This window comes from Pseudomonas sp. NFIX28, assembly GCF_900107395.1.
Taxonomy (GTDB): domain Bacteria; phylum Pseudomonadota; class Gammaproteobacteria; order Pseudomonadales; family Pseudomonadaceae; genus Aquipseudomonas.
Genome location: NZ_FNPW01000018.1, coordinates 102,555 through 125,101, shown reverse-complemented (window position 1 = coordinate 125,101; position 22,547 = coordinate 102,555). Strand labels below are relative to the sequence as shown.

Sequence of the window (22,547 nt, the reverse complement as noted above, 5' to 3'; positions counted from 1 at the left end):
CGAATCCGCTTCATACATCGGAGGAAAACCAGCCCTTCCCCAAGGAATGAGCATACCCAAAAGCCCCAACGGCAGTTTGATGAGCTTTTACTTCACTCTGCAATTCCCAGAGGCTCATTCACTACATGGCCACACACTAAGTATTTTTGCCGCGACCGAGGACTTCAACGAAGACTATACGATTCCTGAAATGCTCAAGATCCCACTACTGGGAGCGACAATTCCAGACAATTTCTTAAGCGATTACCAAAAATATTTCGCCGCCTTTCTTTTCAAGAATGAAGAAAAAACCTATGCGAATGACTACCCAATCCGAGTCGCAATGACTCCCTTAGCCTTTAGCCATAGCAAAGGCAGCGATGTATTCGGTTGGGCTGGTGATAAGCCCAAGTGGCTCATGGGTGATGAAACACCGGCCCAGTACAAGGGAGCAGCCTTGGACTTTTTATTGCAAGTACATGGAGAGCAGTCATTTCCGATTATTGATACCGCCCCGCCACAACAGGAAATGGATATTTTTGGCGAAAACAAGCCCCGAACAAAAAGAAACTACACTTTATTCAACCAGAACGAAATATACTTCTTTGGAAGTAAAACATCAGCCCCTGATGATCGCGTCTATATAGTCACCCAATGTGACTGACATAAAGTTCAATCAGTAGTACAGGCTAATGAACACACTGACGCTCAGACAAAAAAGCATCATCCACAACTGCCTCCTCGACCTCAAAGACTCTTCCTCCCTGACCATCCCAAGCTTTCTACCTGTAGCGCTAGACAAGCTCGTAACTTCGGAGGGTTTCGGCATCGACATGTCGGGAATTTATCTCAGTACTGATGAGGACTTTGAAAACATCCCCGAATACCTGAAAGAAGGAATAGCATTCGAGTTCATGGGCGAGCACGTAGTACTTCCATTTTCTGACGGAGCCTCTGCCATCAGCAGCTGGTGCGACAATAACGCCATGTTAGACCGTGATAGCATTTTGCTAAAATGCAAAACATTGAGAGCAAGATTCTCAACGGAAGATTGATCAATACCAACATCTCGCAGTCATGACAGGCATGCGACTCAGGCAACAGCGGGACGCTGGGTGACGGGAACATTACCGCCTCTACAAGCTGCTCATGCTTCCCCTTAACCATGCTCTACGGGAATCTGCTTACAAGCGAAGCCGCCTTTCAATACGAAAAAACCTGTCGGACCTACTGCTCCCTCACCCTTTATTTGTTTATTCCCGCCTTCATCCGTCTAATCCCTATCCACTTCCCGCAACACAACGAAGCCCCCATGACTCGATACACGCTTTACCCGCTACTCCTGCTGCTTTCCACCCTGCTCACCGGCTGTGCCACCAAGTACGAGGTCGCACTCAATGGCACGCCCGATCCGGACTATGCCTTCGACCGGCAGGCGCCGGTGCTGGTGACGGTCGCGACGGGGGATGACGAAAACTCGCTGAATGCCCGTTATTACCTGCGCGATATGGTCAGTGCGTTGAAGGACCAGGGCTTCCGCGAGGTGTTTACCGATGCGTCGCTGCCCAAGAAGCATGCGCCGATCAAGATGACGGTCAGCCTCGATATCCACAGCAAGCAAGTCACTTACCGCTACACCGCCACCGACTACGGCCAGGTGCTGAACAGCACTTCCACGGTGTGCAAGGATGGCAAGAAAAAGAAGGAAAAGCTGGTCTGCACCAGCACGCCCAATACGTCTTACGGGCCGGTAGGCACCTCGGAACGCACCGGCTACACCACCCTTTCGACCTTTACCGCGACGGCCCGGGACGAAGCCAGCCGACGTGCGGTGTATCTGCTGCGGGTGTCTTCCTATAACGAGGACTGCCAGAACGGCAAGGTCGAGGCCTTCCTGGTGGAACAAGGCCTGCAGAACCTGAATTTGCGCGACCGCGTGCAGCGCAATTACACGGTGACCATGCCGGAAGGCTACCGCTGCAAATAAGCCGTCTGCCCGCGATGTGGACGCCGAGGTGGGTCAGGGCGGACGAATCGCGGGCAAGCCTCGCTCCTACGGATGTTTGCACCTTCAATGCCAGTTCACGCCCTCGCCCCCCGCACCGCCTGCGCCGCCGCCCGCTCCTGGCGGGTAAAGCGGTTGGCCCGGCCGAAGGTACCGAAATCGTTGAAGCGCACGCCCATCTCGGCCATTACCTTGTGCGCCACCGGGGCGGTCAGCTGGCGGATGTAGAAGGGTTCCTTGACCACAAAGTGGTGGATGCCGTGGGTGCTGCCGAAGTTGCAGCAGAACGCCTGCAGCGGCCACAGCCACCAGGGATTGAGCACCTGGGTCTGCTGGATCACGTTGCCCGCCTCGATGTCGCCGTAGTAATGCATGTTCGAGCTGACGAAGTGCAGGCAGAAGGTGCGCAGCACGTTGGGGCCGATGATCACCACCGCGGCGATGTCGAGCACCTGCATCACCGCCAGGGTATTGGCCGACCAGTCGATCGGCGCCCCCAGCAGCGCGGCGACGCCATTGGCGGCGTGGAAGCCGAGAAACACATACCAGGCGCCCCAATGCAGCAATGCCAGCGGCGCATACACCTTGAGGGTGCGCTTGAGGATGCTGCGCCTGTGCGCCCAGGTCCTGGCGCGCAGGGTGCGGATCAATGACGACATGAGATTGTCGCCAACCATCAGCAAGCGGGCGATGCCCCAGGGTTCGCCGTTGGTGATGGCGCGCTCCTCCATGTCGGCCTCGGTGCCGGACACCTTGTGGTGATTGAGGTGCAGATGACGGCGGATCCACGGGTTGATGGTGCTCGGCCGCGCCAGCCAGACCAGCGCCAGCATCAGGTTGTGCGGGATGCGCTGCTTGCGGAAATACATGCTGTGGATCAGGTCGTGTTCCAGCTCATGGGTCAGGGAGGCGAAAAATGCATTGAGCAGCAGGCAGGCCCACCATGCCATGTAGCCGCCGATGTAGAGCGCCGCCGAACCGATCATCCCGGCCAGGGCCAAGGCCAGGATGCCCGCGCCCAACGCATCCTGATGCTTGAGCAGCGGGTAACGCTCGCGCAACTCGACGCCCCTGGCCAGCACCACCTCGCGAATACGCGCCGATCGTTGCTGTGCATTCAGCCGGTCGGGACTTGCAGAAGTACCGTGCATGCTTCCATCCTCTGGTTATTGATGTTCGCATCCTGCCTTGGGCTCGTGCTCCAGGCGCTAGCCGCGGACGCCAACCTGTTGACCGGACGCGCCAACCACCATGACCGAACCCACTTCCCTCGCCAGCTGGACCCGCGCCCTGCGCAAGCAGCTCGATGCCCTGGGCCTGGACAGCATCGCCTTGTGCCAGCAGGCCGGGCTCGACCCGCAACTGATGGACGACCCCAACGCCCGCTACCCGCTGTCCGGCACCACGCGGTTGTGGCAGTTGGCGGTGCAGGCCAGCGGCGACCCGGCCATAGGCCTGCGGGTCTCGCGTTTTGTCAGCCCGACCACTTTTCACGCCCTGGGCTATGCGCTGGTGGCCAGCGGCAGCCTGCGGGAAGTGTTCGAGCGCATCGTGCGCTATCACCAGGTGGTCAGCGATGCCCTGGAACTGGAGCTGACCCGTACCGAGGACCGCTACCGCTTTCGCCTGAAAGTCCCCGAGGGCAACCCGGAGCCGGCGGTCGAGGCCATCGACGCCTTTATCGCGATTTACGTGCGCACCTGCCGCAACCGCCTGGGCCGCGACTATGCGCCACTGGCGGTGTACCTGCGGCGCCCCGAGCCGGAAGACGCCCGGCAATGGCATTCGGTGTTTCGCGCGCCAGTGTTCTTTAGCGCCGACGAGGACCGCCTGGAGTTCGGCCTGCACGATTTCGACAGCCACCTGGACGACGCCAACCCGGAACTGGCCGAGCACAACGAAACGGTGCTCAAGCGCACCTTAGCGCAGCTGCAACCCTTGACCTGGGAGCGCAAGGTGCGCGGTGTCATCGAGGCCCAGCTGCCGGAAGGCGAGCCCTCGGCCGAACGTGTGGCCCAGGCCCTGCACCTGAGCCTGCGCAGCCTGCAGCGCCACCTGGCGGACGAGGGTTGCCGCTTCGACACGCTGCTCAACGAATGCAGGGAGAACCTCGCCCTGCTGCACCTGCGCGATCCGCAGTGCTCCCTGAGCGAAATCAGTTATCTGCTGGGTTTCGCCGACGCCAGCAGCTTCAGCCGCGCATTCAAACGCTGGACCGGGATGACCCCGGGGCAGTTTCGCGATGGGTTGCGTTAGCCGTGGATTGGCGGTGTCGGTGCGGGACTTATCGCGGGCAAGCCTCGCTCCTACAGGGTTGTGTCGTTCGTGCCATTTACGAACGACGCCGATCTGTAGGAGCGAGGCTTGCCCGCGAAAGCGATCTGACGGTCAAACCCCAGCCACTGCCCGCAACCGCGCTTCGTCGAGGATCTCGATCTCGCCGTAACCCAGCTTGAGAATGCCCTGCCCCTGCAACTCCTTGAGGATCTGGTTGGTGGTCTGGCGCGACAGCGAAAGCATCAGCGCCAGCTGCTCCTGGGGCAGGTGCAGGACCCGCCGCAGGGTCTCGGTTTCGCCGTAGCCACGGGCGATCATCAGCAAGCGGTTGGCCACTCGCGCCGGCGCCGGCATCAGGCTCAGCTGTTCGAGGTTGATAAAGGCCAGGCGCAGTTTATGGCTCATCAACAGCGCCAGCTGCCGCCAGTATTGCGGGTGCTCGTCCAGCAGTTCGAGCAACGCCGCCTGGGGCACATTGAGCAGGCTGCACGGGCCCACGGCATAGGCGTCATGGGTGCGCGGCTGGCCGTCGAACAGGCAGATCTCGCCGAACCAGTGCGGCGCCTCCACCAGGCTCAGCAGCGCCTCCTTGCCCTCTTCGCTGACCGCGCCGATGCGCACCGTGCCTTGCAGCACCGCATACAGGCCGCAAGGCGGATCGCCGCGCTGGAACAGGCGCTGGCCGGCGCTCAGCGGGCGCAAACGGGCCCTGGCCAGAAGGCTATTCTGTAAATGAGCAGGCAAGTGGCTGAACCACTGGCCGCTCATCAGGCGCTCGCGCCAGACCTGCATATTCATCGATAGCGTTATCCACACGGGCAGCGAGCCGATTGTCGCCTAGCCGACAGAGCCGGCGACCGGCGCAGGGCATGATTCGATCACCCTACAGGAGGAACAACAATGAAAAGCCTCGTCGACCATCTCAGTCAATACGCCGCCTACCACCGTGATCCGCGCAACATCGCCAGCCACTTTATCGGCATTCCGCTGATTGTGCTGGCCGTGGCGGTGCTGCTGTCGCGTCCGGCCTGGCCGGTCGCCGGGCTGTGGCTGTCGCCGGCGCTGCTGCTGGCGCTGGCGTCCTGCGTGTTCTACTTGCGCCTGGAGCTGCGCCTGGGCCTGCTGATGACGCTGCTGATGGGGCTGTCGGTATGGGCCGGCCATGGGCTGGCGCAACAAAGCACCCTGGTCTGGCTGGCCAGCGGGGTCGGCATGTTCGTGATCGGCTGGGCGATCCAGTTCGTCGGCCATTACTACGAAGGGCGCAAGCCGGCCTTTGTCGACGATATCTCGGGGCTGATCGTCGGGCCGTTGTTCGTAGTGGCGGAGCTGGCGTTTCTGCTGGGGCTGCGCCAGGCGCTCAAGCATGAGATCGAGGCGCGGGCGGGAGGGGTGCGGGTCAATCCGAAGCGTGCGCCGATTTAGATCGCAATCGCGGGCAAGCCTCGCTCCTGTTTCTTCTGTAGGAGCGAGGCTTGCCCGCGATGCCTTTGCCTTTTTAGATATTGGCGACTTTCTGCCAGACCTTGGGCTTGAAGAACAGCGTCTCGCCCTTGGCCAGCCCGACCAGGCTGTCATGGTCTTTCACCACTTCGGCCTCGATCAGTTCGCTCTGCCCTTCGACCTTCAGGGTCACCCGCGTGGTGGCGCCCAGCGGACGGATATCGCGCACTTCGGCGGCGTGGTGGTCGGCCAGTTCGGAGCGTGACAGCGACACTTCGTGCGGGCGGAACAGCACATGGTTGTCCTCGCCCAGGTGCAGGCGGTTGGAGTCGCCGAGGAAGTGGTAGACGAAGTCGCTGGCCGGGTTTTCATACACTTCGCCCGGCGAGCCGATCTGCTCGATCACGCCCTTGTTCATCACCACGATACGGTCCGCCACTTCCATGGCTTCTTCCTGGTCGTGGGTAACGAATACCGACGTCAGGTTGATGTCTTCGTGCAGCCGCGCCAGCCAGCGCCGCAGTTCCTTGCGCACCTTGGCATCCAGGGCGCCGAAGGGTTCGTCCAGCAGCAGCACCTTGGGCTCCACCGCCAGGGCGCGGGCCAGGGCGATCCGCTGGCGCTGGCCGCCGGACAGCTGCTCCGGGTAGCGGTCGGCGAGCCAGTCCAGCTGCACCATGTTCAACAGCTCATGGACCTTCTCGGCGATCCTGCTTTCGCTCGGGCGCTGGTTCTTCGGCTTCATGCGCAGGCCGAAGGCGACGTTGTCGAACACGCTCATATGGCGGAACAGCGCATAGTGCTGGAACACGAAACCGACGTTGCGATCGCGCACGTCATGGCCGGACACGTCTTCACCGTGGAACACGATGCTGCCGGCATCCGGGGTTTCCAGGCCGGCGATGATCCGCAGCAGGGTGGTCTTGCCGCAGCCGGACGGGCCCAGCAGCGCCACCAGCTCGCCACTCTGGATATCCAGGTTGATGTTATCCAGGGCCTTGAAGGCGTTGAAGTTCTTGCTGACGTTACGGACTTCGATCGACATGATTCATTCCTCCGCGGCGCTGGTGCGCAGGCGGTTGATACGGTTTTCGCTCCACTGCTTGAGCAGCAGGATGAAGAGCGCCAGGATCAGCAACAGGCTCGCGACGGCGAACGCGGCGACGTGGTTGTACTCGTTGTAGAGGATCTCGACGTGCAGCGGCAGGGTGTTGGTGACCCCGCGAATGTGCCCGGACACCACCGACACCGCGCCAAACTCGCCCATGGCCCGCGCGGTGCAGAGCACCACGCCGTAGATCAGGCCCCACTTGATGTTCGGCACGGTCACATGCCAGAACATCTGCCAGCCATTGGCCCCCAGCAGCCGTGCGGCTTCCTCTTCCTGGGTGCCCTGCTCCTGCATCAGCGGGATCAGCTCACGGGCGACGAAGGGCACGGTGACGAAGATGGTCGCCAGGACGATGCCCGGCAGGGCGAAGACGATCTGGATGTCGTGGTCCGACAGCCACGGCCCGAACAGGCCCTGGGCGCCGAACATCAGCACGTAGACCAGGCCGGCGATCACCGGCGACACCGAGAACGGCAGGTCGATCAGGGTCACCAGGATGCTCTTGCCGCGGAAGTTGTATTTGCTCACGCACCAGGCGGCGCTGACGCCGAACACCAGGTTCAGCGGCACCGAGATCAGCACGGCGATCACCGTCAGCTTCAGGGCCGACAGCGCGTCCGGCTCGAAGATCGCGGCGAAGAACGCGCCGAGGCCGAGCTTGAGCCCCTGGGACACCACGATAAACAGCGGCAGCAGCAGGAACAGGGCGAAGATCAGCCAGCCAAGGCCGATCAGGATGCGCCGCGAGGTCGGGCTACCGCGACGGGCAGCGTTGACGGAAGAGGCCGCAATAGACGATTGGGACATGGTTCGCGCCTCCTTAAGGTCGTTCGATGCGCCGCTGCAGCAGGTTGATCAGCAGCAACAGGACAAAGGAAACCACCAGCATCAACACGCCGATGGAGGTCGCGCCGGTGTAATCGTACTGGTCGAGCTTGACCATGATCAGCAGCGGCAGGATTTCGGTTTTCATCGGCATGTTGCCGGCGATGAAAATCACCGAGCCGTATTCGCCGACGCCCCGGGCAAAGGCCAGGGCGAAGCCGGTCAGCCAGGCCGGCAGCAGCGCCGGCACCAGGATGTGGCGGAACACCTGCCAGGGCTTCGCGCCGAGGCACGCGGCGGCTTCTTCGACCTCACGGGGAATGTCGGCCAGCACCGGCTGCACGGTGCGCACCACGAACGGCAGGGTGACGAAGGTCAGCGCCAGGGTGATGCCCAGGGGCGTGTAGGCGATCTTGAAACCCAGGTCGGTGGCGAACTGGCCGACCAGGCCGGTCGGCGCGTACAGCGCGGTCAGCGCGATACCGGCCACGGCGGTGGGCAGGGCGAACGGCAGGTCGATCATCGCATCGATGATCTTGCGCCCCGGGAAGGTGTAGCGCACCAGCACCCAGGCCAGCAGCGTACCGATCACGCCGTTGATGATGGCCGCATACAGCGCCGTGCCGAAGCTCAGCTTGAGCGCGGCGATAACCCGCGGCGCCGAGACAATGGCCCAGAACTGCTCCCAGGTGAGTTGGGCGGCATGCACGAACATCGCCGCCAGGGGTATGAGCACAATCAGGCTGAGGTACACCAAGGTGTAGCCCAGCGTCAGCCCGAAGCCGGGTATGACGGGGGAAATACGACGCGACATAAAAGTCCTTGGTTAGCGGAACCGATACGCAAAGCCCGCAACGGGAATGCGGGCTCGTAATCACCTGCAGGAGCGGGCTTGCTCGCGAAGATCGTCAACGATAACGCGGGCCGTCCGAGGCACGCGCAGCCTTGAAGTTTTTCGCCGGCACGCTCGCCCCTCCAGTGGACGGTGTTGTTTATTGTGCCTGGTAGATCTGGTCGAACACCCCGCCGTCATTGAAGAACTTCGGTTGGGCAGTTTTCCAGCCGGCGAAGTCCTTGTCGATGGTCACCAACTCCAGTTTCGGGAACTGTTGAGCGTATTTGGCCGCGACATCCTTGTCCCGCGGGCGATAGAAGTTCTTCGCCGCGATTTCCTGGCCGGCCGGGCTGTACAGGTGCTTGAGGTAGGCCTCGGCGATCTCGCTGTTGCCCTTTTTCTCGGCGTTCTTGTCCACCACCGCCACCGGCGGCTCGGCGAGGATCGACAGCGAAGGCACCACGATGTCGAACTTGTCGGCGCCGCCGTCTTCCTTCAGCGCCAGGAAGGCTTCGTTTTCCCAGGCCAGCAGCACGTCGCCCTGGCCGTTGTTGACGAAGGTGATGGTCGAGCCGCGGGCACCGGTGTCCAGCACCGGTACGTGCTTGAACAGCTCCTTCACGTATTCCTGGGCACGGGCTTCGCTGCCGCCGGCTTTGAGGCCATAGGCCCAGGCGGCAAGGAAGTTCCAGCGGGCGCCGCCGGAGGTTTTCGGGTTCGGCGTGATCACCGACACGTCTTTCTTGATCAGGTCGCCCCAGTCCTTGATGCCCTTGGGGTTGCCCTTGCGCACCAGGAACACGATGGTCGAGGTGTAGGGCGTGCTCGCATCCGGCAGGTGTGTTTGCCAGTCGGCCGGCAGGGTCTTGCCGAGCTTGGCGATTTCGTCGATGTCGCCGGCCAGCGCCAGGGTCACCACGTCGGCCCGCAGGCCGTCGATCACCGCGCGGCCCTGCTTGCCCGAACCGCCATGGGATTGCTGGATCTTGACGTTGTCGTCCGGGTGCTGCTTTTTCCAGAAGCTGACGAATTCGGCGTTGTAATCCTGATACAGCTCACGGGTCGGGTCGTAGGACACATTGAGCAGCTCGTAATCCTTGGCAACGGCGGAACCGGCAAAAACAGCGCTGGCGAGGGCGGCCAGGGCATAACGGCGAATCGACGACATGATGGAGCTCCCGAAATTTCTAATGTGCTGGCATTTTTCTTATGGCGGATCAGGCCCGCATTCGTGGCCGAACGCCGGGATTCAGGCGGCGGATCATGGAGACGCCCTCCGGTTGACCAGTCGGGCTCTCCAGGCTTCGTCAGAAGCCCGAGAGGGTGAAGCGGATTCAGCTCGGTTTGTTGCCAGGGTTTTGCAGGCGGAATTTTTCCTTGCGCTCGATCTGCACGACCTGGGCGTTGTGCACGGTGATTTCCACCGCACCGAAACGCAGGTCGCGCAACGCGCTTTGAATCTCGCGCAAGATGGTTTGTTCGTCCTGGCCGTCAACGCTACGAAGAGATGCGCTCATGGTGTTGCTCCTGAATGAAATGTGCCTGGCAGTGGCGGCACTGCATGCGGCGTGAGGGCAATAGTAGATAGGCGCAGATATTCTTAAAAATACTATTTAAGAATGTTTATATAACCAGAAAAAATTATTCGAATTGACGCGCAGTTGCGTCTCTTCAGGCAGCAGAAAACCTTGTAGCCGCTGCCGCAGGCTGCGATAGGACCGCAGGTCCTCCTGCGTCCTCACGCGTGCCACGGCCGTTCCGGCCGATCGCAGCCTGCGGCAGCGGCTACAGGGTGGAATCGATGCAAGCCTGGCAATCAGTGAATCTGCGGCGCGCGGTCCCATTGCAGTTGCGCCGCCGGCGACGGGCGGCCGAACCAGTAGCCCTGGCCCAGGTTGCATCCCTGGTCGAGGAGGAACCGCGCCTGTTCCGCCTGTTCGATACCTTCGGCGTGCACCTGCATGCCCATGCTCTGGGCCAGGGCGATGATTACCCGGGAGATCGCCGCGTCGTCTTCGTCCCATGGCAGGCCGGCGACGAAACCCTGGTCGATCTTCAGCTTCTGCACCGGCAGGCGCTTGAGCCGCAGCAGCGAGGAATAACCGGTCCCGAAGTCGTCGATGGCCAGGCGCAGCCCCAATTCACGCAGGCGATGCATCTGCTCCAGGGCGACTTCCGGGTCTTCCATCACCGCACTTTCGGTGACTTCCAGCTCCAGGTAGGCCGGGTCGAGGCCGGTGTCGTGCAGCACCTGGGCCACCTGCTGGTACAGCTCGCGGCGGGCGAACAGGCGGCTGGAAACGTTCACCGCGACAAAGGACAACACCACGCCGGCCGCCTGCCATTGGCACATCTGCCGGCAGGCCTGCTGCATGACCCAGGCGTCGATCTCGGCGATCAGCCCGGTGCGCTCGGCAATCGGAATGAACTCGCCAGGCGACACCAGGCCGCGCTGCGGATGCTCCCAGCGCACCAGCGCCTCGACCCCGACCAGGCGGCCGCTGGCGAGGTCATGCACCGGCTGGTAGAACACCCGCAGCTCCTGCTGCTCCAGGGCCCGGCGCAATTCGAAGGCAATCTCGACCCGCTGCTGGGCATGGGCCGTCAGTTCCTCGGTGTACAGCGCGTAACTGTCGCGCCCGGCGCTCTTGGCCTTGAACAACGCCGTGTCGGCATTGCGCAACAGCTGCTCGGCGCTCAGGGCGTCGCTGGGGAACAGGCTGATGCCGATGCTGGCATTGATGAACAGCTGATTCTCGTCCATCAGGAAAGGCTGCTTCAGCCCGTCGATGATGCGCTGCGCCAGCACCGCGGCCTGGCCCGGTTGCGCGCAGCTCTCCGCCAGCACCGCGAACTCGTCGCCGCCCAGCCGCGCCAGGGTGATGCCCGGCCCGAACATGCCCTGCAGGCGCTGGGCCACGGCCTTGAGCAGGCGGTCACCGACGTTGTGCCCAAGGCTGTCATTGATCATCTTGAAGTGGTCCAGGTCGACCATCAGAAGCGCGCAGCCGCGCTTGTGGATCTGTGCCGACGCCAGCGCCTGCTCGGCGCGGTCGGTGAACAGCAGGCGGTTGGGCAAGTCGGTCAGCGGGTCGTGGTGCGCCAGGTGCGCCAGTTCGTACTCGGAATCCTTGATCGCGCTGATATCGGAAAACACCGCGACATAGTGGCTGAGCTGGCCATCGTCATCGCGGATCGCCCGAATGGTCTGCCACTGCGGGTAGATCTCGCCGCCCTGGCGCCGGTTCCAGATCTCGCCGCTCCATTCGCCCGTGGCGTTCAGCGAATCAAACATGGCCTGATAGAACTCTGCCGTGTGGTGCCCGGATTTGAACATGCTCGGCTGGCGACCCAGCACTTCGTCGCGCTGATAGCCGGTGATCTCGATGAACGCACGGTTCACATGGACGATCTTGCCCTGGCGATCGCTGACCAGCACCCCTTCGCGGGTGCAATCGAACACGGCCGCCGCCTGGCGCAGGCGCTCGCGGTCCTCGCGCTGGTGCCGCCAGGAGTCGGCGCCCAGCAAACGCAACAAACGGCCCCGCGCGATGAAAATCAAAACGGCGCTGACCAGGGCCCAGAGATATCCGTTGATCAGTTGCCAGCGCGCCAGGTCGTTCGACTCATCGAAGAAACTGCTCAATAAATAACCACTGAACTGCAGCCACAAGACCGACAGCAAAAGGTAGAGCAGGGCTGCGCGCAGAGCGTCGCGAGAAGAAACCGACATAAGGTCGTCAATGTCCTTACGAAAAGCTTGGGATTATAGAGGAAGAAACATCTGGCCACTCTTATCTGAAAGGGCGACTGGTTTTCTGTGCAGGCTTGGCGATAATGCGACTGCTGTTTTTTCTTTATCGAGGGCCCTACAGCCTATGTGGTACGAAGGTTTTCTTGGCTTGTCGGCCTGGCAACTGGTGGCAGTCACCCTGTTAATGACTCACGTGACCATCGTTGGCGTCACGGTTTACCTGCATCGTTATTCAGCCCACCGCTCCCTGGAGCTCAATGCCGGCCTGAAACATTTCTTCCGCTTCTGGCTGTGGCTGACCACGGCGCAGAACACCCGCGAGTGGACCGCCATCCACCGCAAGCACCACGCCAAATGCGAAACCGCGGACGACCCCCACAGCCCGGTGATCAAAGGCCTGTCCACGGTGCTGCGCAAGGGCGCCGAGCTGTACCGCGAAGAAGCGAAAAACCCGGAAACCCTGCGCATCTACGGCAAGAACTGCCCCGACGACTGGATCGAACGCAACCTCTACTCGCGCTACAAGCTGGGCGGCGTGGCGCTGATGGCGGTGATCGACCTGCTGCTGTTCGGCACCATCGGCATCACCATCTGGGCGATCCAGATGATGTGGATCCCGGTCTGGGCTGCCGGCGTGATCAACGGCCTGGGCCACGCAGTCGGCTATCGCAACTTCGAATGCCGCGACGCGGCCACCAACCTGGTGCCGTGGGGCATCCTGGTCGGCGGCGAAGAGCTGCACAACAACCACCACACCTACCCCAACTCGGCCAAGCTGTCGGTCAAGAAATGGGAATTCGACCTGGGCTGGGCCTGGATCAAGGTGTTCAGCTTCCTGCGCCTGGCCAAGGTGCAGCGGGTCGCGCCGATCGCCCACCGGGTCGAAGGCAAGGGCCACCTGGACATGGACACGGCGATGGCGATCCTCAACAACCGTTTCCAGATCATGGCGCAGTACCGCAAGCTGGTGATCGCGCCGCTGGTCAAGCAGGAACTGGACAAGGTCGACCACTCGGTGCGCCATCAATTCCATCGCGCCAAGCGCCTGCTGTCGCGGGAAACCAGCCTGCTGGAAGATCGCCACCATGTGCGCATCCAGAACATGCTGGAACACAGCCAGGCCCTGAAAGTGATCTACGAAAAGCGCCTGGCGCTGCAACAGATCTGGGCCAAGACCAGCTCCAACGGCCACGACATGCTGGCGGCGATCAAGGAATGGGTCCACGAAGCCGAGGCCAGCGGGATCCAATCGCTGCGCGACTTCGCCAGCCAGCTGAAAACCTACTCGCTACGCCCTGCCGGCATCTGACGCCGGCCCGCCACCCGCCACGGCAGCCTCGCCTGCCGTGGCGGACAGGCCTGGCGCGGCAATTCGCAAGCCTCGGGCCGCTCGGTGGCAGCCCATTTCTCCCCGTACCGTGACCGCCCAGCGGGAGCCTGCTCGCAGACCGCGAGAAACGGGAACTTCGCAGCCAATCCCCTATCTCAAGCAACACTTCGCCATCCAGGCGGGCTTTCTGTGGCCGCTTTGCTTCCAGAGCGGCGTGCGCTTTGAGATCGGTGCCGATGGTCAACAAGAACCCACAACTCCCATCCGCTTTTCCGCAGTGGCCCGAGGCCGCGCAAACCCTGATGGCGCTGATGCATGCCCAGGGCGAAGTCGCCCGGCTGACGGAGCGTGAACAGCTGTTCAACTCGCTGCTGGTCAGCGTCAATGCCGTGCTCTGGGCCTTCGACTGGGAAACCCGCAAGGTGCTCTATGTCAGCCCGGCGTATGAACGCATTTTCGGGCGCTCCGCCGGCCTGCTGCTGGCCGATTTCAACGAATGGCGCAACAGCGTCTACCCCGACGACCTCGAATACGCCGAGCGGACCCTGGCCCAGGTGCTGGACAAAGGCGCGGTGGAAGACCGCGAATACCGCATCATCGACGCCCAGGGCCAGGTCCGCTGGCTCAGCGACAAGTGCTTCATCAATCGCAACGCCGCCCCCGGGGACCAGGTGATCATCGTTGGCCTGGCCGAAGACATCACCGAGAAAAAGCAGCTGGAAACCGAGCTGCAACGCCTGGCCACCACCGATGTGCTGACCCAGAGCAGCAACCGCCGGCACTTCTTCGAGTGCGCCAACCGCGAGTTCGAGCAGGCGCGCCAGCAAGGCACGCCGTTGGCTTTCCTGTTGCTGGATATCGATGACTTCAAGGTGGTCAACGACACCTACGGCCATCCCGAGGGCGACAACGTGCTGCAACGCATCGCCGAGACCGGGCGCGCGACCTTGCGCCGTGGCGACCTGTTCGGGCGAATCGGCGGCGAGGAGTTCGCCGCCCTCTTCCCCGGCTGCGCCCCGGACATGGCGCGCCAGGTTGCCGAACGCCTGCAACGGGAAATCCAGCGCCTGACTTTCAGCCATGGCGAGGAGCACTTCAGCATCACCGTCAGCCAGGGCCTGACCAGTCTCACCGCCGCCGACGAAAACCTCGACAGCCTCTTCGCCCGCGCCGACGCAGCCATGTACCAGGCCAAGCGCCAGGGCAAAAACCGCATCGTTTCGGCGTAGGTCGCAACTGCAACCCACCGGAGCCGCTGCCGAGCAACGCGAGGCTGCGATCGATGGCGCAGCCATCGCCAAGCAGGCTCCGCGTTACATCAGGCACACCGCGTACGCGGGTTTTGCGGCGGCTGCGCCGCCGAGCGCAGCCTCGCGGGCTCGGCAGCGGCTACGGGGGACGGGTGGGTTCATGAATTAGCTAAACGCAATAAGAGCTGCGAAAAGAGGTACTGCGAACGCTCGAGCCGCCTGCGCACCTGTAGCCGCTGCCGAGCAACGCGAGGCTGCGATCGATGGCACAGCCATCGCAAACCAGGCTCCGCGTTACATCAGGCACACCGCGTGCGCTGGTTTTGCGGCGGCTGCGCCGCCGATCGCAGCCTCGCGGGCTCGGCAGCGGCTACAGGATTGCGCGGGGTCCTCATGCTTCTCGCGTGTCGGCTTTACGCAGGCGAACCAGTTCCGGCAGGCCGATCTTGAGCAACCGCGCGGTCTTGCTGTTGGCCAGCTCTTCGAGGCCCTCGGACGGCTGCAGGCGGGCGAGCTGGCTGGCAAGGTTCATCACCAGCGCCTCGCGCGAATAAACCCCGCCACCGAGCTGATAGGCCGAGGCAATCAGCTCGCGCAGTTCCAACGGCAGGCGCCAGCGGGTGCGCAGGGCCGAACCGTAGGCCGCGCCGAACTGCTCCAGGGCGTCGCCGATCTCTTCCATGTCGTCCAGCGCGCCCCCGGCCTGCTTCCACTCCTGCAGGCAACGCAGCAACGCCAGGTCGCCCAGGCGATGCAGCAGGCCGGCGCAATAGCAACGCTCCTGGTCCAGGTCCAGCAGCCGGGCCAGGGTCCGGCCATATTCGGCGGTGTGCAGCGACAGCTCCCAATAACGCTCGGCATAGTCGCCCAGGGCCGGGTCGCTCAGGCGTGCGCTGCGCTTGAGCGCCAGGCCCAAAATCAGGTTCATGCTCTGCCCGGTGCCCAGCCGGTGCAGGGCCTGGCCCAGGGTCTGCACGGCGCTGCCATGGTGCTGGGCGGCGCTGTTGGCCGCGGCGATCAGCACCGCGTTGATCTGCGGGTCGGTACGCACCTCTTCTTCCAGCAGCTTGAGGTCGAGACCGTCGGGGTTGAGGCTGCGCTTGACCGCCAGTTGCACATCGGCGAGCAACGGCGCGCCGTCGGCCAGCTCGCGGCGGCGCTCGAGAAAGGTCCACAGGGTCATGCCCGGCGCCAGGGTCGGCACCTCGCACGACACTTCCTGGCCGGGGTCCAGCAGCAAGTCCTGCAGGCGCTGGGTCAGGCCTTCCATGTTCAGCGGCTTGGTCAGATAGGCCGTGGGGGCCAGCGGCAGGGCTTCGCGCACGCTGGCGCTGTCGTTGCGGCTGCTCATGAGGATAAAGGGCAACACCGGGTTGCGCTTGCGCTGGCGCACGCTGCGCAGCAGGCCCAGGCCGTCGACGCCGGGTAATTCCCAATCGGCGATCACCAGGTCATAAGGGTGTTCGGCCAGCAGTTGCAGGGCTTCCTGGCCATTGCCGCAGACATCCAGCCGGGCGTCGCAGCGAACGCTCAACAACACCTGTTTCAACAGGTCGCGAGACCAAGGGTCCGCCTCGGCAATCAACACTCGCGGTACAGCGGGTAAATCCACAGCAGTCATGCAGCACGCTCCCTGGGCAATCCTTTGCACCTTAGTCAAAGCCGAGGCTTCCATACAGCGTAAATGCACTGCGCGGCAGCGACAGGTACAAAAAAACCCGCCGAGGCGGGTCTTTTTGTCGAACAGGTCACAACGGCATCAGAGTTCGGAGAAGCACTCTTCGATGATCGCCAGGCCCTTGTCCAGCTGCTCGTCCGGCGAGGTCAGCGGAACCAGCACGCGCAGGACGTTGCCGTAGGTGCCGCAGGACAGCAGGATCAGGCCCTTGTCGCGCGCCTTGGCCACTACCTGGGCGACGGCTGCCGCGTTCGGCTTGTGGCTGTCGCCGTTCTCGAACAGCTCGACCGCGATCATCGCGCCCAGGGCACGCACTTCGCCGATCACCGGGTACTTGGCCTGGATGGCCTTGAGGCCGGTCACCAGACGCTCGCCGACCGCCTTGCAACGATCCAGCAGGTGCTCTTCCTCGAACACTTCCATCACCGCCAGGGCGGCGGCGCAAGCGATCGGGCTACCGGCGTAGGTGCCGCCCAGGCCGCCTGGCGCGATGGCGTCCATGTATTCGGCCTTGCCGCAGACACCGGCCAGCGGGAAGCCGCCGGCGATGGACTTGGCGAAGGTGGTCAGGTCGGCGGCAACGCCCATCTGCTCCATGGCGAAGAAGGTGCCGGTCCGGCCAGCGCCAGTCTGCACTTCGTCGGCGATCAGCAGGATGCCGTGCTGGTCGCACAGGGCACGCAGGCGCTTCATGAACTCTTTGGGTGCGACGTAGAAACCGCCTTCGCCCTGCACCGGCTCGATGATGATCGCGGCGATGTCACGCGGCTCGGCATCGTTCTTGAAGATGCGCTCGATGCTGGCGATCGAATCGTCGATGCTCACACCGTGCAGCTCGTTGGGGTACAGCGCGCGGAAGATGCCGCCTGGCATCAGGCCCATGCCGGCCGAGTAAGGCACGACCTTGCCGGTCAGGCCCAGGGTCATCATGGTGCGGCCATGGTAGGCGCCGGTGAAGGCGATCACGCCGGCGCGGCCAGTGGCGGCACGGGCGATCTTCACGGAGTTTTCCACGGCTTCGGAACCGGTGGTCACCAGCAGGGTTTTCTTGGCGAAATCGCCTGGCACCCGGGCGTTCACTTTTTCGCACAGTTCCACGTAAGGCTCGTAGGCCAGGACCTGGAAGCAAGTGTGGGTCAGCTTGTTCAACTGCTCGGTCACCGCGGCAATGATTTTCGGGTGCAGGTGGCCGGTGTTGAGTACGGCGATACCGCCGGCAAAGTCGATGAACTCGCGACCTTCAACGTCGGTTACCGTAGCGTTCTTCGCGGAATCGGCGAAGATCGGGTGAATCTGGCCCACACCACGCGGTACGGCGGCTTCACGGCGTTTCATCAGGGATGCGTTGGTCTTGCTCATAGTGTCCTCATTCGCCGCTCATCGGTCGGCGTGGTTCAAGGATGACGTGGCGGGAAGGCAACCGCGGCAGCATGCGATGATCGACTGCCCCGGCTATCCCGGCCACTAACTGAAAAATCGTTTAAAGCGACGCCAGGGGACAGCGCTCTCGTGCCCCTGGCGTTTAAAACCATGCCTTGGCGCGGGTATCAGATGCCCAGGCAGAGGTATTTGATTTCCAGGTAATCCTCGATGCCGTACTTGGAACCTTCACGGCCCAGGCCGGAGGCTTTGATGCCGCCGAACGGCGCGACTTCGTTGGAGATCAACCCGGTGTTGACGCCGACCATGCCGTATTCCAGGGCTTCGGCCACACGGAACACACGGCCCAGGTCGCGAGCGTAGAAGTACGAGGCCAGGCCGAACTCGGTGTCGTTGGACATCGCGATCACTTCGGCCTCGTCCTTGAAGCGGAACAGCGGCGCCAGCGGACCGAAGGTTTCTTCCTTGGCCACGGCCGCGTCTTTCGACACGTTGACCAGGATGGTCGGCTCGAAGAAGTTGCCTTCCATCGGCTTGCCACCGGCCAGCAGGGTCGCGCCTTTGCCCAGGGCGTCGGCGATGTGTTCCTGGACCTTGGCCACGGCTTTTTCGTCGATCAGAGGACCGGTGGTGGTGCCTTCTTCCAGGCCGTTGCCGATCTTCAACTTGGCCACCGCGGCCTTGAGCTTCTCGGCGAAGGCGTCGTAGACCGAATCCTGGATGTACAGGCGGTTGGCGCAGACGCAGGTCTGGCCGTTGTTGCGGTACTTGGAGATGATCGCGCCTTCGACGGCCTTATCCAGGTCCGCGTCGTCGAACACGATAAAGGGCGCGTTGCCGCCCAGCTCCAGGGAGACTTTCTTGATGTCCTTGGCGCATTCGGCCATCAGTTGGCGACCGATTTCGGTCGAGCCGGTGAAGGACAGCTTGCGCACGATCGGGTTGCTGGTCAGCTCGCCGCCGATGTCGCCGGCGCTGCCGGTGACCACGCTCAGCACGCCTTTCGGGATGCCCGCGCGGTGCGCCAGCTCGACCAGGGCCAGGGCCGAGAACGGGGTCTGCGAAGCCGGCTTGATCACCATGGTGCAGCCAGCGGCCAGGGCCGGGCCGGCTTTACGGGTGATCATCGCCGCCGGGAAGTTCCACGGGGTGATGGCCGCGGTCACGCCGATCGGCTGCTTGATCACGATCAGGCGTTTGTCTGGCTGGTGGCCGGGAATCACGTCGCCGTAGATACGCTTGGCTTCTTCGGCGAACCACTCGATGAAGGACGCGGCGTAGGCGATTTCGCCCTTGGCCTCGGCCAGTGGCTTGCCCTGCTCCAGGGTCATCAGGCGGCCGAGGTCGTCCTGGTTTTCGATCAGCAATTCATACCAGCGACGCAGCTTGGTCGCCCGCTCCTTGGCGGTCAGCGCACGCCAGGCCGGCAGCGCCTTGTCGGCGGCTTCGATGGCACGGCGGGTCTCGGCGGCGCCCATCTTCGGCACGGTGCCGAGGATTTCGCCCGTTGCCGGGTTGTTCACTTTGATGGTCTGGCCATTGTCCGCGTCGACCCAAGCTCCATCGATGAAGGCTTGCTGGCGGAACAACTGGGCGTCTTTAAGCTGCATGTCGGCTTCCTTAACAGCACCGCGCGGGGCGGAGCGAATTGTGATTATTGAAAGGCGCCTTGACAGGCTGCCGTCAGGAAAATCTTTTACCGGGCTCAAGCACAGAAATAGCGCATATCAGAATAGACGTGCGGGTTGGCTCTCAGACAAGAGCGTTTGAAATCTCAAACGAATCCTAGGGTCAACAGGGGGACAGGGCAATAGGCTGTTCGAAAAAAAGAACGAAAACGCCGCTTTGGCAGAACCTTTCGGATCAACGACATTGCCCGCTATCGCCGCACCGGCCCCCCGCCTGCAGCGCGAGCCTGTTGGCGATGGCGGCCTGGAGGTCGGCATCGATGGCCAGGGCCCGTTCTTCATCGCTGGCGAGCCCACTGCCGCAGGAAAGCAAAAAACCCCGCAGCCCAAAAGGCTGCGGGGTTTCTCCAGGGCCAGGTCTTAAGTGAACGACTTGAGCACTGTCAGCAGGCTGGTGAGGTTGTCGCCCACACCGCCCTGGGCCACTTTTTCGGTGGCCGAGGCGCCGGCGGTGGTATCGACGCTGTAGATCTGCATCACGCCCTGGTTGGTGGCCGCCTGGGCCAGGGTGTTTTGCTGCTGCTGGGCCGAGACCGAGTTCTGGAACAGGATCGCCACGGATTGCCCCAGGGACTGGTAGATGGTGCCCATCGACATGGCCGGCGCTTCGGCAACGACCTTGACGTTGGTTTGGGTGACGGCATCGGTGATTTGCGGACTGACTGTGCTCATAAATGAAACTCCTGATTAGAAAACAATAGCTTCCGTTAACGCTCGCCCGATCAAGGGTTGAACGACTTGAGGATCGTCAGCAGGCTGGTGAGGTTGTCGGCCACGCCGCCTTGGGCGACTTTTTCGGTCGCCGCCGCGCCCGCGGTGGTATCGACGCTGTAGATCTGCATCACGCCCTGGTTGGTGGCCGCCTGCGCCAGGGTGTTTTGCTGTTGCTGCGCAGAAACGGAGTTCTGGAACAGGATCGCCGTGGCCTGGGCCATGGACTGGTAGATGGTGCTCATGGCCATCGCTGGCGCTTCAGCCACCACTTTGACGTTGGTCTGGGTGACCGCGTCGGTAATTTGCTCGTTGACTAATGGCATGGTTCAACTTCCTTTGTTAGTACACGGCGGGTTCCGTGTTAATCAATGAACGTGGCAAAACACAGGCTGTGAACAAGCAACTGCTCAAGTTTCCGGAGGCGGCGTGACGGGCGTGCCGAGACGGGAAATGACCGCCTCGACCTGCTCGACCAGCCCCTGCATCCGGGCTTGCACGGCAGCGTTGACGGCCTTCTGGATCAGCTCGGCCTGCCCGGACGCCAGCGTCTGGGCCGGTGGCGCGCCCGCCTCGCTGGCCGCTGCCTGTTGCTTGGCCGCCAGCCATTGGCGGATCACCGCCTCGCGCTGCTGGGCGTTCTGCTGCAGCGCGCTTTCGCTGGCCTTGGCCTGCGCCATCAACTCACTGGTGCGCTGCTTCTCGTTTTCGATCAAATGCTGGGTCTGGGTAAGCACCTGATCGATGACACCGGTCTGCGGTTGGCTGCGCATCCAGGCTTCGAGAATCTGTTTTTCACCCGCTGTCAGGCTCAGGTTGAGCGCATCGGCCAATTGATAGAGCGCCGCTAGCGCGTCCGGGGTTTCCTGGGGCATCTGGACTTCCTCCTTCAGGCACGGGGCCGTGCCGCTAAAGCCGCACCTCGATACCGTCCTGCCAGAAGCCGGCGAAGTAGAACTTGCCGTCGCTGTCGCAGGACGAGGCCAGGTCCCAGGGCGTCATGGCGCTGGGGCGGGTGTCGAAGACCGCCGGCGGCGGTGGCAGCAGGTTGGCGTTGTTGTAGAGGTTGCCGACCTCGTAGCTGTTGGCGACGAATTGCGAACAAAACGAGACATTGCCGATCGCCACCGACTCGTTGATCCGCGCTTGCAGTTCCGGGGTGAACGGGGTGCGCTTGAACACCGAGAGGGTCGCGTTCCATACGCTGTAGCGCCCACTGATCTGGGTACTGCCGACGTCGCCGTTGAACTGCTCGGCGGCCACGGTCGCGGCCCGTGCAAGATCCTCGTCGCCGCACGAATAGACCATGGCCGAGCGCTTGACCGTCTCGGTCGACAGATCGGTCATCTGAATGCCGTTGCCGACGCTTTCGATCACACAGGTATCGTTGATCGCGATGGCCGCGTGCACCACCGGCACATTCGGCGAACCTTCGCCGAACATCTTGGCCTTGATCCATTGCCCCGCGCGAATGAACGCGCGAGGAATGCTGGTGGACAGCTTGTCGTCCACTTGCGCCACTGAAAAAACAATATCTCCGGGCTGCATGATGTCGCTCCTCGTTGAAGAAAAGTGCTTTTTGAACGTGCTGCTGCACAGTCCCGGAGGGGTTCCGGGACTTGATGCTCATGACGCCAGGGCGGCGTGAATCAGGGCGGTGGCGCGGCGCGATTGGCCAGGGTGCTGCTGTAGTTGGCGATGCTCTGGTCGATCTTGTCGATGGCCGCGCCCGCCGCGGCCGCTTCCATGGCACCGGCGGCCGCGGCGACCGCGGCGGCGGCCCCCACCAGCAGATCGGTGGCCAGGGCGCCCAAGGCATCCTCGGCGGCTTTTTCCGGATGGTTCTCGACGATGTTTTTCGTCATCTGCTCGAGCAACACCGCCTGCGCCGCCAACGCCAGCTTGCTGACCCCGTCGAAATAGCCCGCCGCCGATTGCGCGACCAGGCCGGCGGCCTGGCTGATCATCATGTCCGGGGCGATGGCGATCTGCGCCGGGGCATAGCTGAAGGTCTGCGCATTGGTGAATTGCACCGCCTCGACGATCTGGCTGTTCAGCGCATCGGTGCTGCCGGGCGCCGGTGCCGCGGCCTGGGCCAGCATGTGCTCGTTCATGCGGTCCATTACGCTGCGCGTGGGGTTGGCCGGTGCCGCCGGCTGCGGGGCATCGCTGGCGGCCGTGGGGCCAGGCGCGGTGGGGCCAGGCGCTGCCGTGGCGTCGGTGGCCGGCTCGGCGGCGGCAGCAGGTTTTTTCTTGAACCAGAACATGAGGTATCTCCCCA

23 protein-coding genes are annotated in these 22,547 nt (G+C 62.8%); 7 read left to right on the top strand and 16 right to left on the bottom strand.

The window, feature by feature from the left end; translation table 11 throughout:
• Positions 1-79: 79 nt before the first annotated feature.
• The 3 genes from BLV20_RS27025 (at position 80) to BLV20_RS27015 (ending at position 1,966) form a co-directional block, all read left to right on the top strand.
• Complete coding sequence (locus BLV20_RS27025) at positions 80-643, top strand: hypothetical protein (protein WP_092305466.1); 564 nt, start codon at positions 80-82, stop codon at positions 641-643.
• A 28-nt stretch (positions 644-671) separates the two neighbouring features.
• On the top strand, positions 672-1,034 hold the full coding sequence (locus BLV20_RS27020; RefSeq protein ID WP_092305465.1) for a hypothetical protein: 363 nt from the start codon (positions 672-674) through the stop codon (positions 1,032-1,034).
• 257 nt (positions 1,035-1,291) lie between these two features.
• Positions 1,292-1,966 carry a hypothetical protein gene (locus BLV20_RS27015; RefSeq protein WP_092305464.1) on the top strand — a complete coding sequence of 225 codons (675 nt, stop codon included), beginning with the start codon at positions 1,292-1,294 and terminating at the stop codon, positions 1,964-1,966.
• Positions 1,967-2,061: 95 nt separating this feature from the next.
• Here BLV20_RS27015 and BLV20_RS27010 read toward each other — a convergent pair whose 3' ends face one another.
• The gene (locus tag BLV20_RS27010) at positions 2,062-3,135 is read right to left on the bottom strand and encodes a fatty acid desaturase (RefSeq protein WP_092305463.1); all 1,074 of its coding nucleotides are present in this window, start codon (positions 3,133-3,135) and stop codon (positions 2,062-2,064) included.
• A 100-nt stretch (positions 3,136-3,235) separates the two neighbouring features.
• Here BLV20_RS27010 and BLV20_RS27005 point away from each other — a divergent pair, with 100 nt between their 5' ends.
• Positions 3,236-4,240, top strand: a complete 1,005-nt coding sequence (locus BLV20_RS27005; RefSeq protein ID WP_092305462.1) for an AraC family transcriptional regulator — start codon at positions 3,236-3,238, stop codon at positions 4,238-4,240.
• A 132-nt stretch (positions 4,241-4,372) separates the two neighbouring features.
• Here the strand turns inward: BLV20_RS27005 and BLV20_RS27000 are convergent, their stop codons facing one another.
• Positions 4,373-5,059, bottom strand: coding sequence for a Crp/Fnr family transcriptional regulator (locus tag BLV20_RS27000; protein ID WP_092305461.1), 687 nt, complete (start codon positions 5,057-5,059; stop codon positions 4,373-4,375).
• A gap of 102 nt (positions 5,060-5,161) precedes the next feature.
• On the opposite strand from BLV20_RS27000, the gene BLV20_RS26995 reads away from it, so the two are divergent.
• A complete protein-coding gene (locus BLV20_RS26995; RefSeq protein ID WP_092305460.1) occupies positions 5,162-5,686 on the top strand; it encodes an Mpo1 family 2-hydroxy fatty acid dioxygenase in 525 nt (174 codons plus the stop codon).
• Between the two features lie 73 nt (positions 5,687-5,759).
• Here the strand turns inward: BLV20_RS26995 and BLV20_RS26990 are convergent, their stop codons facing one another.
• The 6 genes from BLV20_RS26990 to dibA form a co-directional block, all read right to left on the bottom strand.
• Positions 5,760-6,749, bottom strand: a complete 990-nt coding sequence (locus tag BLV20_RS26990) for a sulfate/molybdate ABC transporter ATP-binding protein (protein ID WP_092305459.1) — start codon at positions 6,747-6,749, stop codon at positions 5,760-5,762.
• 3 nt (positions 6,750-6,752) lie between these two features.
• The gene (gene cysW / locus BLV20_RS26985) at positions 6,753-7,622 is read right to left on the bottom strand and encodes a sulfate ABC transporter permease subunit CysW (RefSeq protein WP_092305458.1); all 870 of its coding nucleotides are present in this window, start codon (positions 7,620-7,622) and stop codon (positions 6,753-6,755) included.
• 13 nt (positions 7,623-7,635) lie between these two features.
• Positions 7,636-8,454 carry a sulfate ABC transporter permease subunit CysT gene (cysT, locus tag BLV20_RS26980; RefSeq protein WP_092305457.1) on the bottom strand — a complete coding sequence of 273 codons (819 nt, stop codon included), beginning with the start codon at positions 8,452-8,454 and terminating at the stop codon, positions 7,636-7,638.
• A 178-nt stretch (positions 8,455-8,632) separates the two neighbouring features.
• Positions 8,633-9,643, bottom strand: coding sequence for a sulfate ABC transporter substrate-binding protein (locus tag BLV20_RS26975; RefSeq protein WP_092305456.1), 1,011 nt, complete (start codon positions 9,641-9,643; stop codon positions 8,633-8,635).
• A gap of 166 nt (positions 9,644-9,809) precedes the next feature.
• Positions 9,810-9,992: a sulfur starvation response protein OscA gene (gene oscA / locus BLV20_RS26970; protein WP_009041629.1), complete on the bottom strand. Its 183-nt coding sequence runs from the start codon at positions 9,990-9,992 to the stop codon at positions 9,810-9,812.
• 299 nt (positions 9,993-10,291) lie between these two features.
• On the bottom strand, positions 10,292-12,208 hold the full coding sequence (gene dibA, locus BLV20_RS26965; protein WP_092305455.1) for a phosphodiesterase DibA: 1,917 nt from the start codon (positions 12,206-12,208) through the stop codon (positions 10,292-10,294).
• Positions 12,209-12,353: 145 nt separating this feature from the next.
• Between dibA and desA the strand changes: the two genes are divergently transcribed.
• Both desA and BLV20_RS26955 read left to right on the top strand, forming a co-directional pair.
• Positions 12,354-13,538, top strand: a complete 1,185-nt coding sequence (desA, locus tag BLV20_RS26960) for a delta-9 fatty acid desaturase DesA (RefSeq protein WP_092305454.1) — start codon at positions 12,354-12,356, stop codon at positions 13,536-13,538.
• Between the two features lie 257 nt (positions 13,539-13,795).
• Complete coding sequence (locus tag BLV20_RS26955) at positions 13,796-14,788, top strand: GGDEF domain-containing protein (protein ID WP_092305453.1); 993 nt, start codon at positions 13,796-13,798, stop codon at positions 14,786-14,788.
• A gap of 412 nt (positions 14,789-15,200) precedes the next feature.
• Here BLV20_RS26955 and BLV20_RS26950 read toward each other — a convergent pair whose 3' ends face one another.
• The 8 genes from BLV20_RS26950 to BLV20_RS26915 form a co-directional block, all read right to left on the bottom strand.
• Positions 15,201-16,430 (bottom strand): response regulator, encoded by a 1,230-nt coding sequence (locus BLV20_RS26950; RefSeq protein WP_092305452.1) that lies wholly within the window; start codon positions 16,428-16,430, stop codon positions 15,201-15,203.
• A gap of 138 nt (positions 16,431-16,568) precedes the next feature.
• A complete protein-coding gene (gabT, locus tag BLV20_RS26945; protein WP_092305451.1) occupies positions 16,569-17,846 on the bottom strand; it encodes a 4-aminobutyrate--2-oxoglutarate transaminase in 1,278 nt (425 codons plus the stop codon).
• Between the two features lie 188 nt (positions 17,847-18,034).
• Complete coding sequence (gene gabD, locus BLV20_RS26940) at positions 18,035-19,477, bottom strand: NADP-dependent succinate-semialdehyde dehydrogenase (protein ID WP_009046383.1); 1,443 nt, start codon at positions 19,475-19,477, stop codon at positions 18,035-18,037.
• A gap of 438 nt (positions 19,478-19,915) precedes the next feature.
• On the bottom strand, positions 19,916-20,227 hold the full coding sequence (locus tag BLV20_RS26935) for a RebB family R body protein (RefSeq protein WP_092305450.1): 312 nt from the start codon (positions 20,225-20,227) through the stop codon (positions 19,916-19,918).
• Between the two features lie 50 nt (positions 20,228-20,277).
• Positions 20,278-20,592, bottom strand: coding sequence for a RebB family R body protein (locus BLV20_RS26930; RefSeq protein ID WP_009046381.1), 315 nt, complete (start codon positions 20,590-20,592; stop codon positions 20,278-20,280).
• Between the two features lie 84 nt (positions 20,593-20,676).
• Positions 20,677-21,141 carry a hypothetical protein gene (locus BLV20_RS26925; protein WP_092305449.1) on the bottom strand — a complete coding sequence of 155 codons (465 nt, stop codon included), beginning with the start codon at positions 21,139-21,141 and terminating at the stop codon, positions 20,677-20,679.
• Positions 21,142-21,175: 34 nt separating this feature from the next.
• On the bottom strand, positions 21,176-21,814 hold the full coding sequence (locus BLV20_RS26920; protein WP_092305448.1) for a C40 family peptidase: 639 nt from the start codon (positions 21,812-21,814) through the stop codon (positions 21,176-21,178).
• Between the two features lie 101 nt (positions 21,815-21,915).
• Positions 21,916-22,533 (bottom strand): hypothetical protein, encoded by a 618-nt coding sequence (locus tag BLV20_RS26915; RefSeq protein ID WP_092305447.1) that lies wholly within the window; start codon positions 22,531-22,533, stop codon positions 21,916-21,918.
• Positions 22,534-22,547 lie beyond the last annotated feature (14 nt).

What these genes read in the sequence shown, in the direction of transcription:
- desA (WP_092305454.1), top strand. Translation starts at nt 12,354, where the DNA reads ATGTGGTACGAAGGTTTTCTTGGCTTGTCGGCCTGGCAACTGGTGGCA.
- BLV20_RS26995 (WP_092305460.1), top strand. Translation starts at nt 5,162, where the DNA reads ATGAAAAGCCTCGTCGACCATCTCAGTCAATACGCCGCCTACCACCGT.
- BLV20_RS26975 (WP_092305456.1), bottom strand. Translation starts at nt 9,643, where the DNA reads ATGTCGTCGATTCGCCGTTATGCCCTGGCCGCCCTCGCCAGCGCTGTT.
- gabT (WP_092305451.1), bottom strand. Translation starts at nt 17,846, where the DNA reads ATGAGCAAGACCAACGCATCCCTGATGAAACGCCGTGAAGCCGCCGTA.
- BLV20_RS26935 (WP_092305450.1), bottom strand. Translation starts at nt 20,227, where the DNA reads ATGAGCACAGTCAGTCCGCAAATCACCGATGCCGTCACCCAAACCAAC.
- cysT (WP_092305457.1), bottom strand. Translation starts at nt 8,454, where the DNA reads ATGTCGCGTCGTATTTCCCCCGTCATACCCGGCTTCGGGCTGACGCTG.
- BLV20_RS26920 (WP_092305448.1), bottom strand. Translation starts at nt 21,814, where the DNA reads ATGCAGCCCGGAGATATTGTTTTTTCAGTGGCGCAAGTGGACGACAAG.
- BLV20_RS26930 (WP_009046381.1), bottom strand. Translation starts at nt 20,592, where the DNA reads ATGCCATTAGTCAACGAGCAAATTACCGACGCGGTCACCCAGACCAAC.
- BLV20_RS27025 (WP_092305466.1), top strand. Translation starts at nt 80, where the DNA reads ATGAGCTTTTACTTCACTCTGCAATTCCCAGAGGCTCATTCACTACAT.
- BLV20_RS27000 (WP_092305461.1), bottom strand. Translation starts at nt 5,059, where the DNA reads ATGAATATGCAGGTCTGGCGCGAGCGCCTGATGAGCGGCCAGTGGTTC.
- BLV20_RS27020 (WP_092305465.1), top strand. Translation starts at nt 672, where the DNA reads ATGAACACACTGACGCTCAGACAAAAAAGCATCATCCACAACTGCCTC.
- gabD (WP_009046383.1), bottom strand. Translation starts at nt 19,477, where the DNA reads ATGCAGCTTAAAGACGCCCAGTTGTTCCGCCAGCAAGCCTTCATCGAT.
- oscA (WP_009041629.1), bottom strand. Translation starts at nt 9,992, where the DNA reads ATGAGCGCATCTCTTCGTAGCGTTGACGGCCAGGACGAACAAACCATC.
- BLV20_RS26915 (WP_092305447.1), bottom strand. Translation starts at nt 22,533, where the DNA reads ATGTTCTGGTTCAAGAAAAAACCTGCTGCCGCCGCCGAGCCGGCCACC.
- BLV20_RS27015 (WP_092305464.1), top strand. Translation starts at nt 1,292, where the DNA reads ATGACTCGATACACGCTTTACCCGCTACTCCTGCTGCTTTCCACCCTG.
- BLV20_RS26950 (WP_092305452.1), bottom strand. Translation starts at nt 16,430, where the DNA reads ATGACTGCTGTGGATTTACCCGCTGTACCGCGAGTGTTGATTGCCGAG.
- cysW (WP_092305458.1), bottom strand. Translation starts at nt 7,622, where the DNA reads ATGTCCCAATCGTCTATTGCGGCCTCTTCCGTCAACGCTGCCCGTCGC.
- BLV20_RS26925 (WP_092305449.1), bottom strand. Translation starts at nt 21,141, where the DNA reads ATGCCCCAGGAAACCCCGGACGCGCTAGCGGCGCTCTATCAATTGGCC.
- BLV20_RS27010 (WP_092305463.1), bottom strand. Translation starts at nt 3,135, where the DNA reads ATGCACGGTACTTCTGCAAGTCCCGACCGGCTGAATGCACAGCAACGA.
- BLV20_RS26955 (WP_092305453.1), top strand. Translation starts at nt 13,796, where the DNA reads ATGGTCAACAAGAACCCACAACTCCCATCCGCTTTTCCGCAGTGGCCC.
- dibA (WP_092305455.1), bottom strand. Translation starts at nt 12,208, where the DNA reads ATGTCGGTTTCTTCTCGCGACGCTCTGCGCGCAGCCCTGCTCTACCTT.
- BLV20_RS26990 (WP_092305459.1), bottom strand. Translation starts at nt 6,749, where the DNA reads ATGTCGATCGAAGTCCGTAACGTCAGCAAGAACTTCAACGCCTTCAAG.
- BLV20_RS27005 (WP_092305462.1), top strand. Translation starts at nt 3,236, where the DNA reads ATGACCGAACCCACTTCCCTCGCCAGCTGGACCCGCGCCCTGCGCAAG.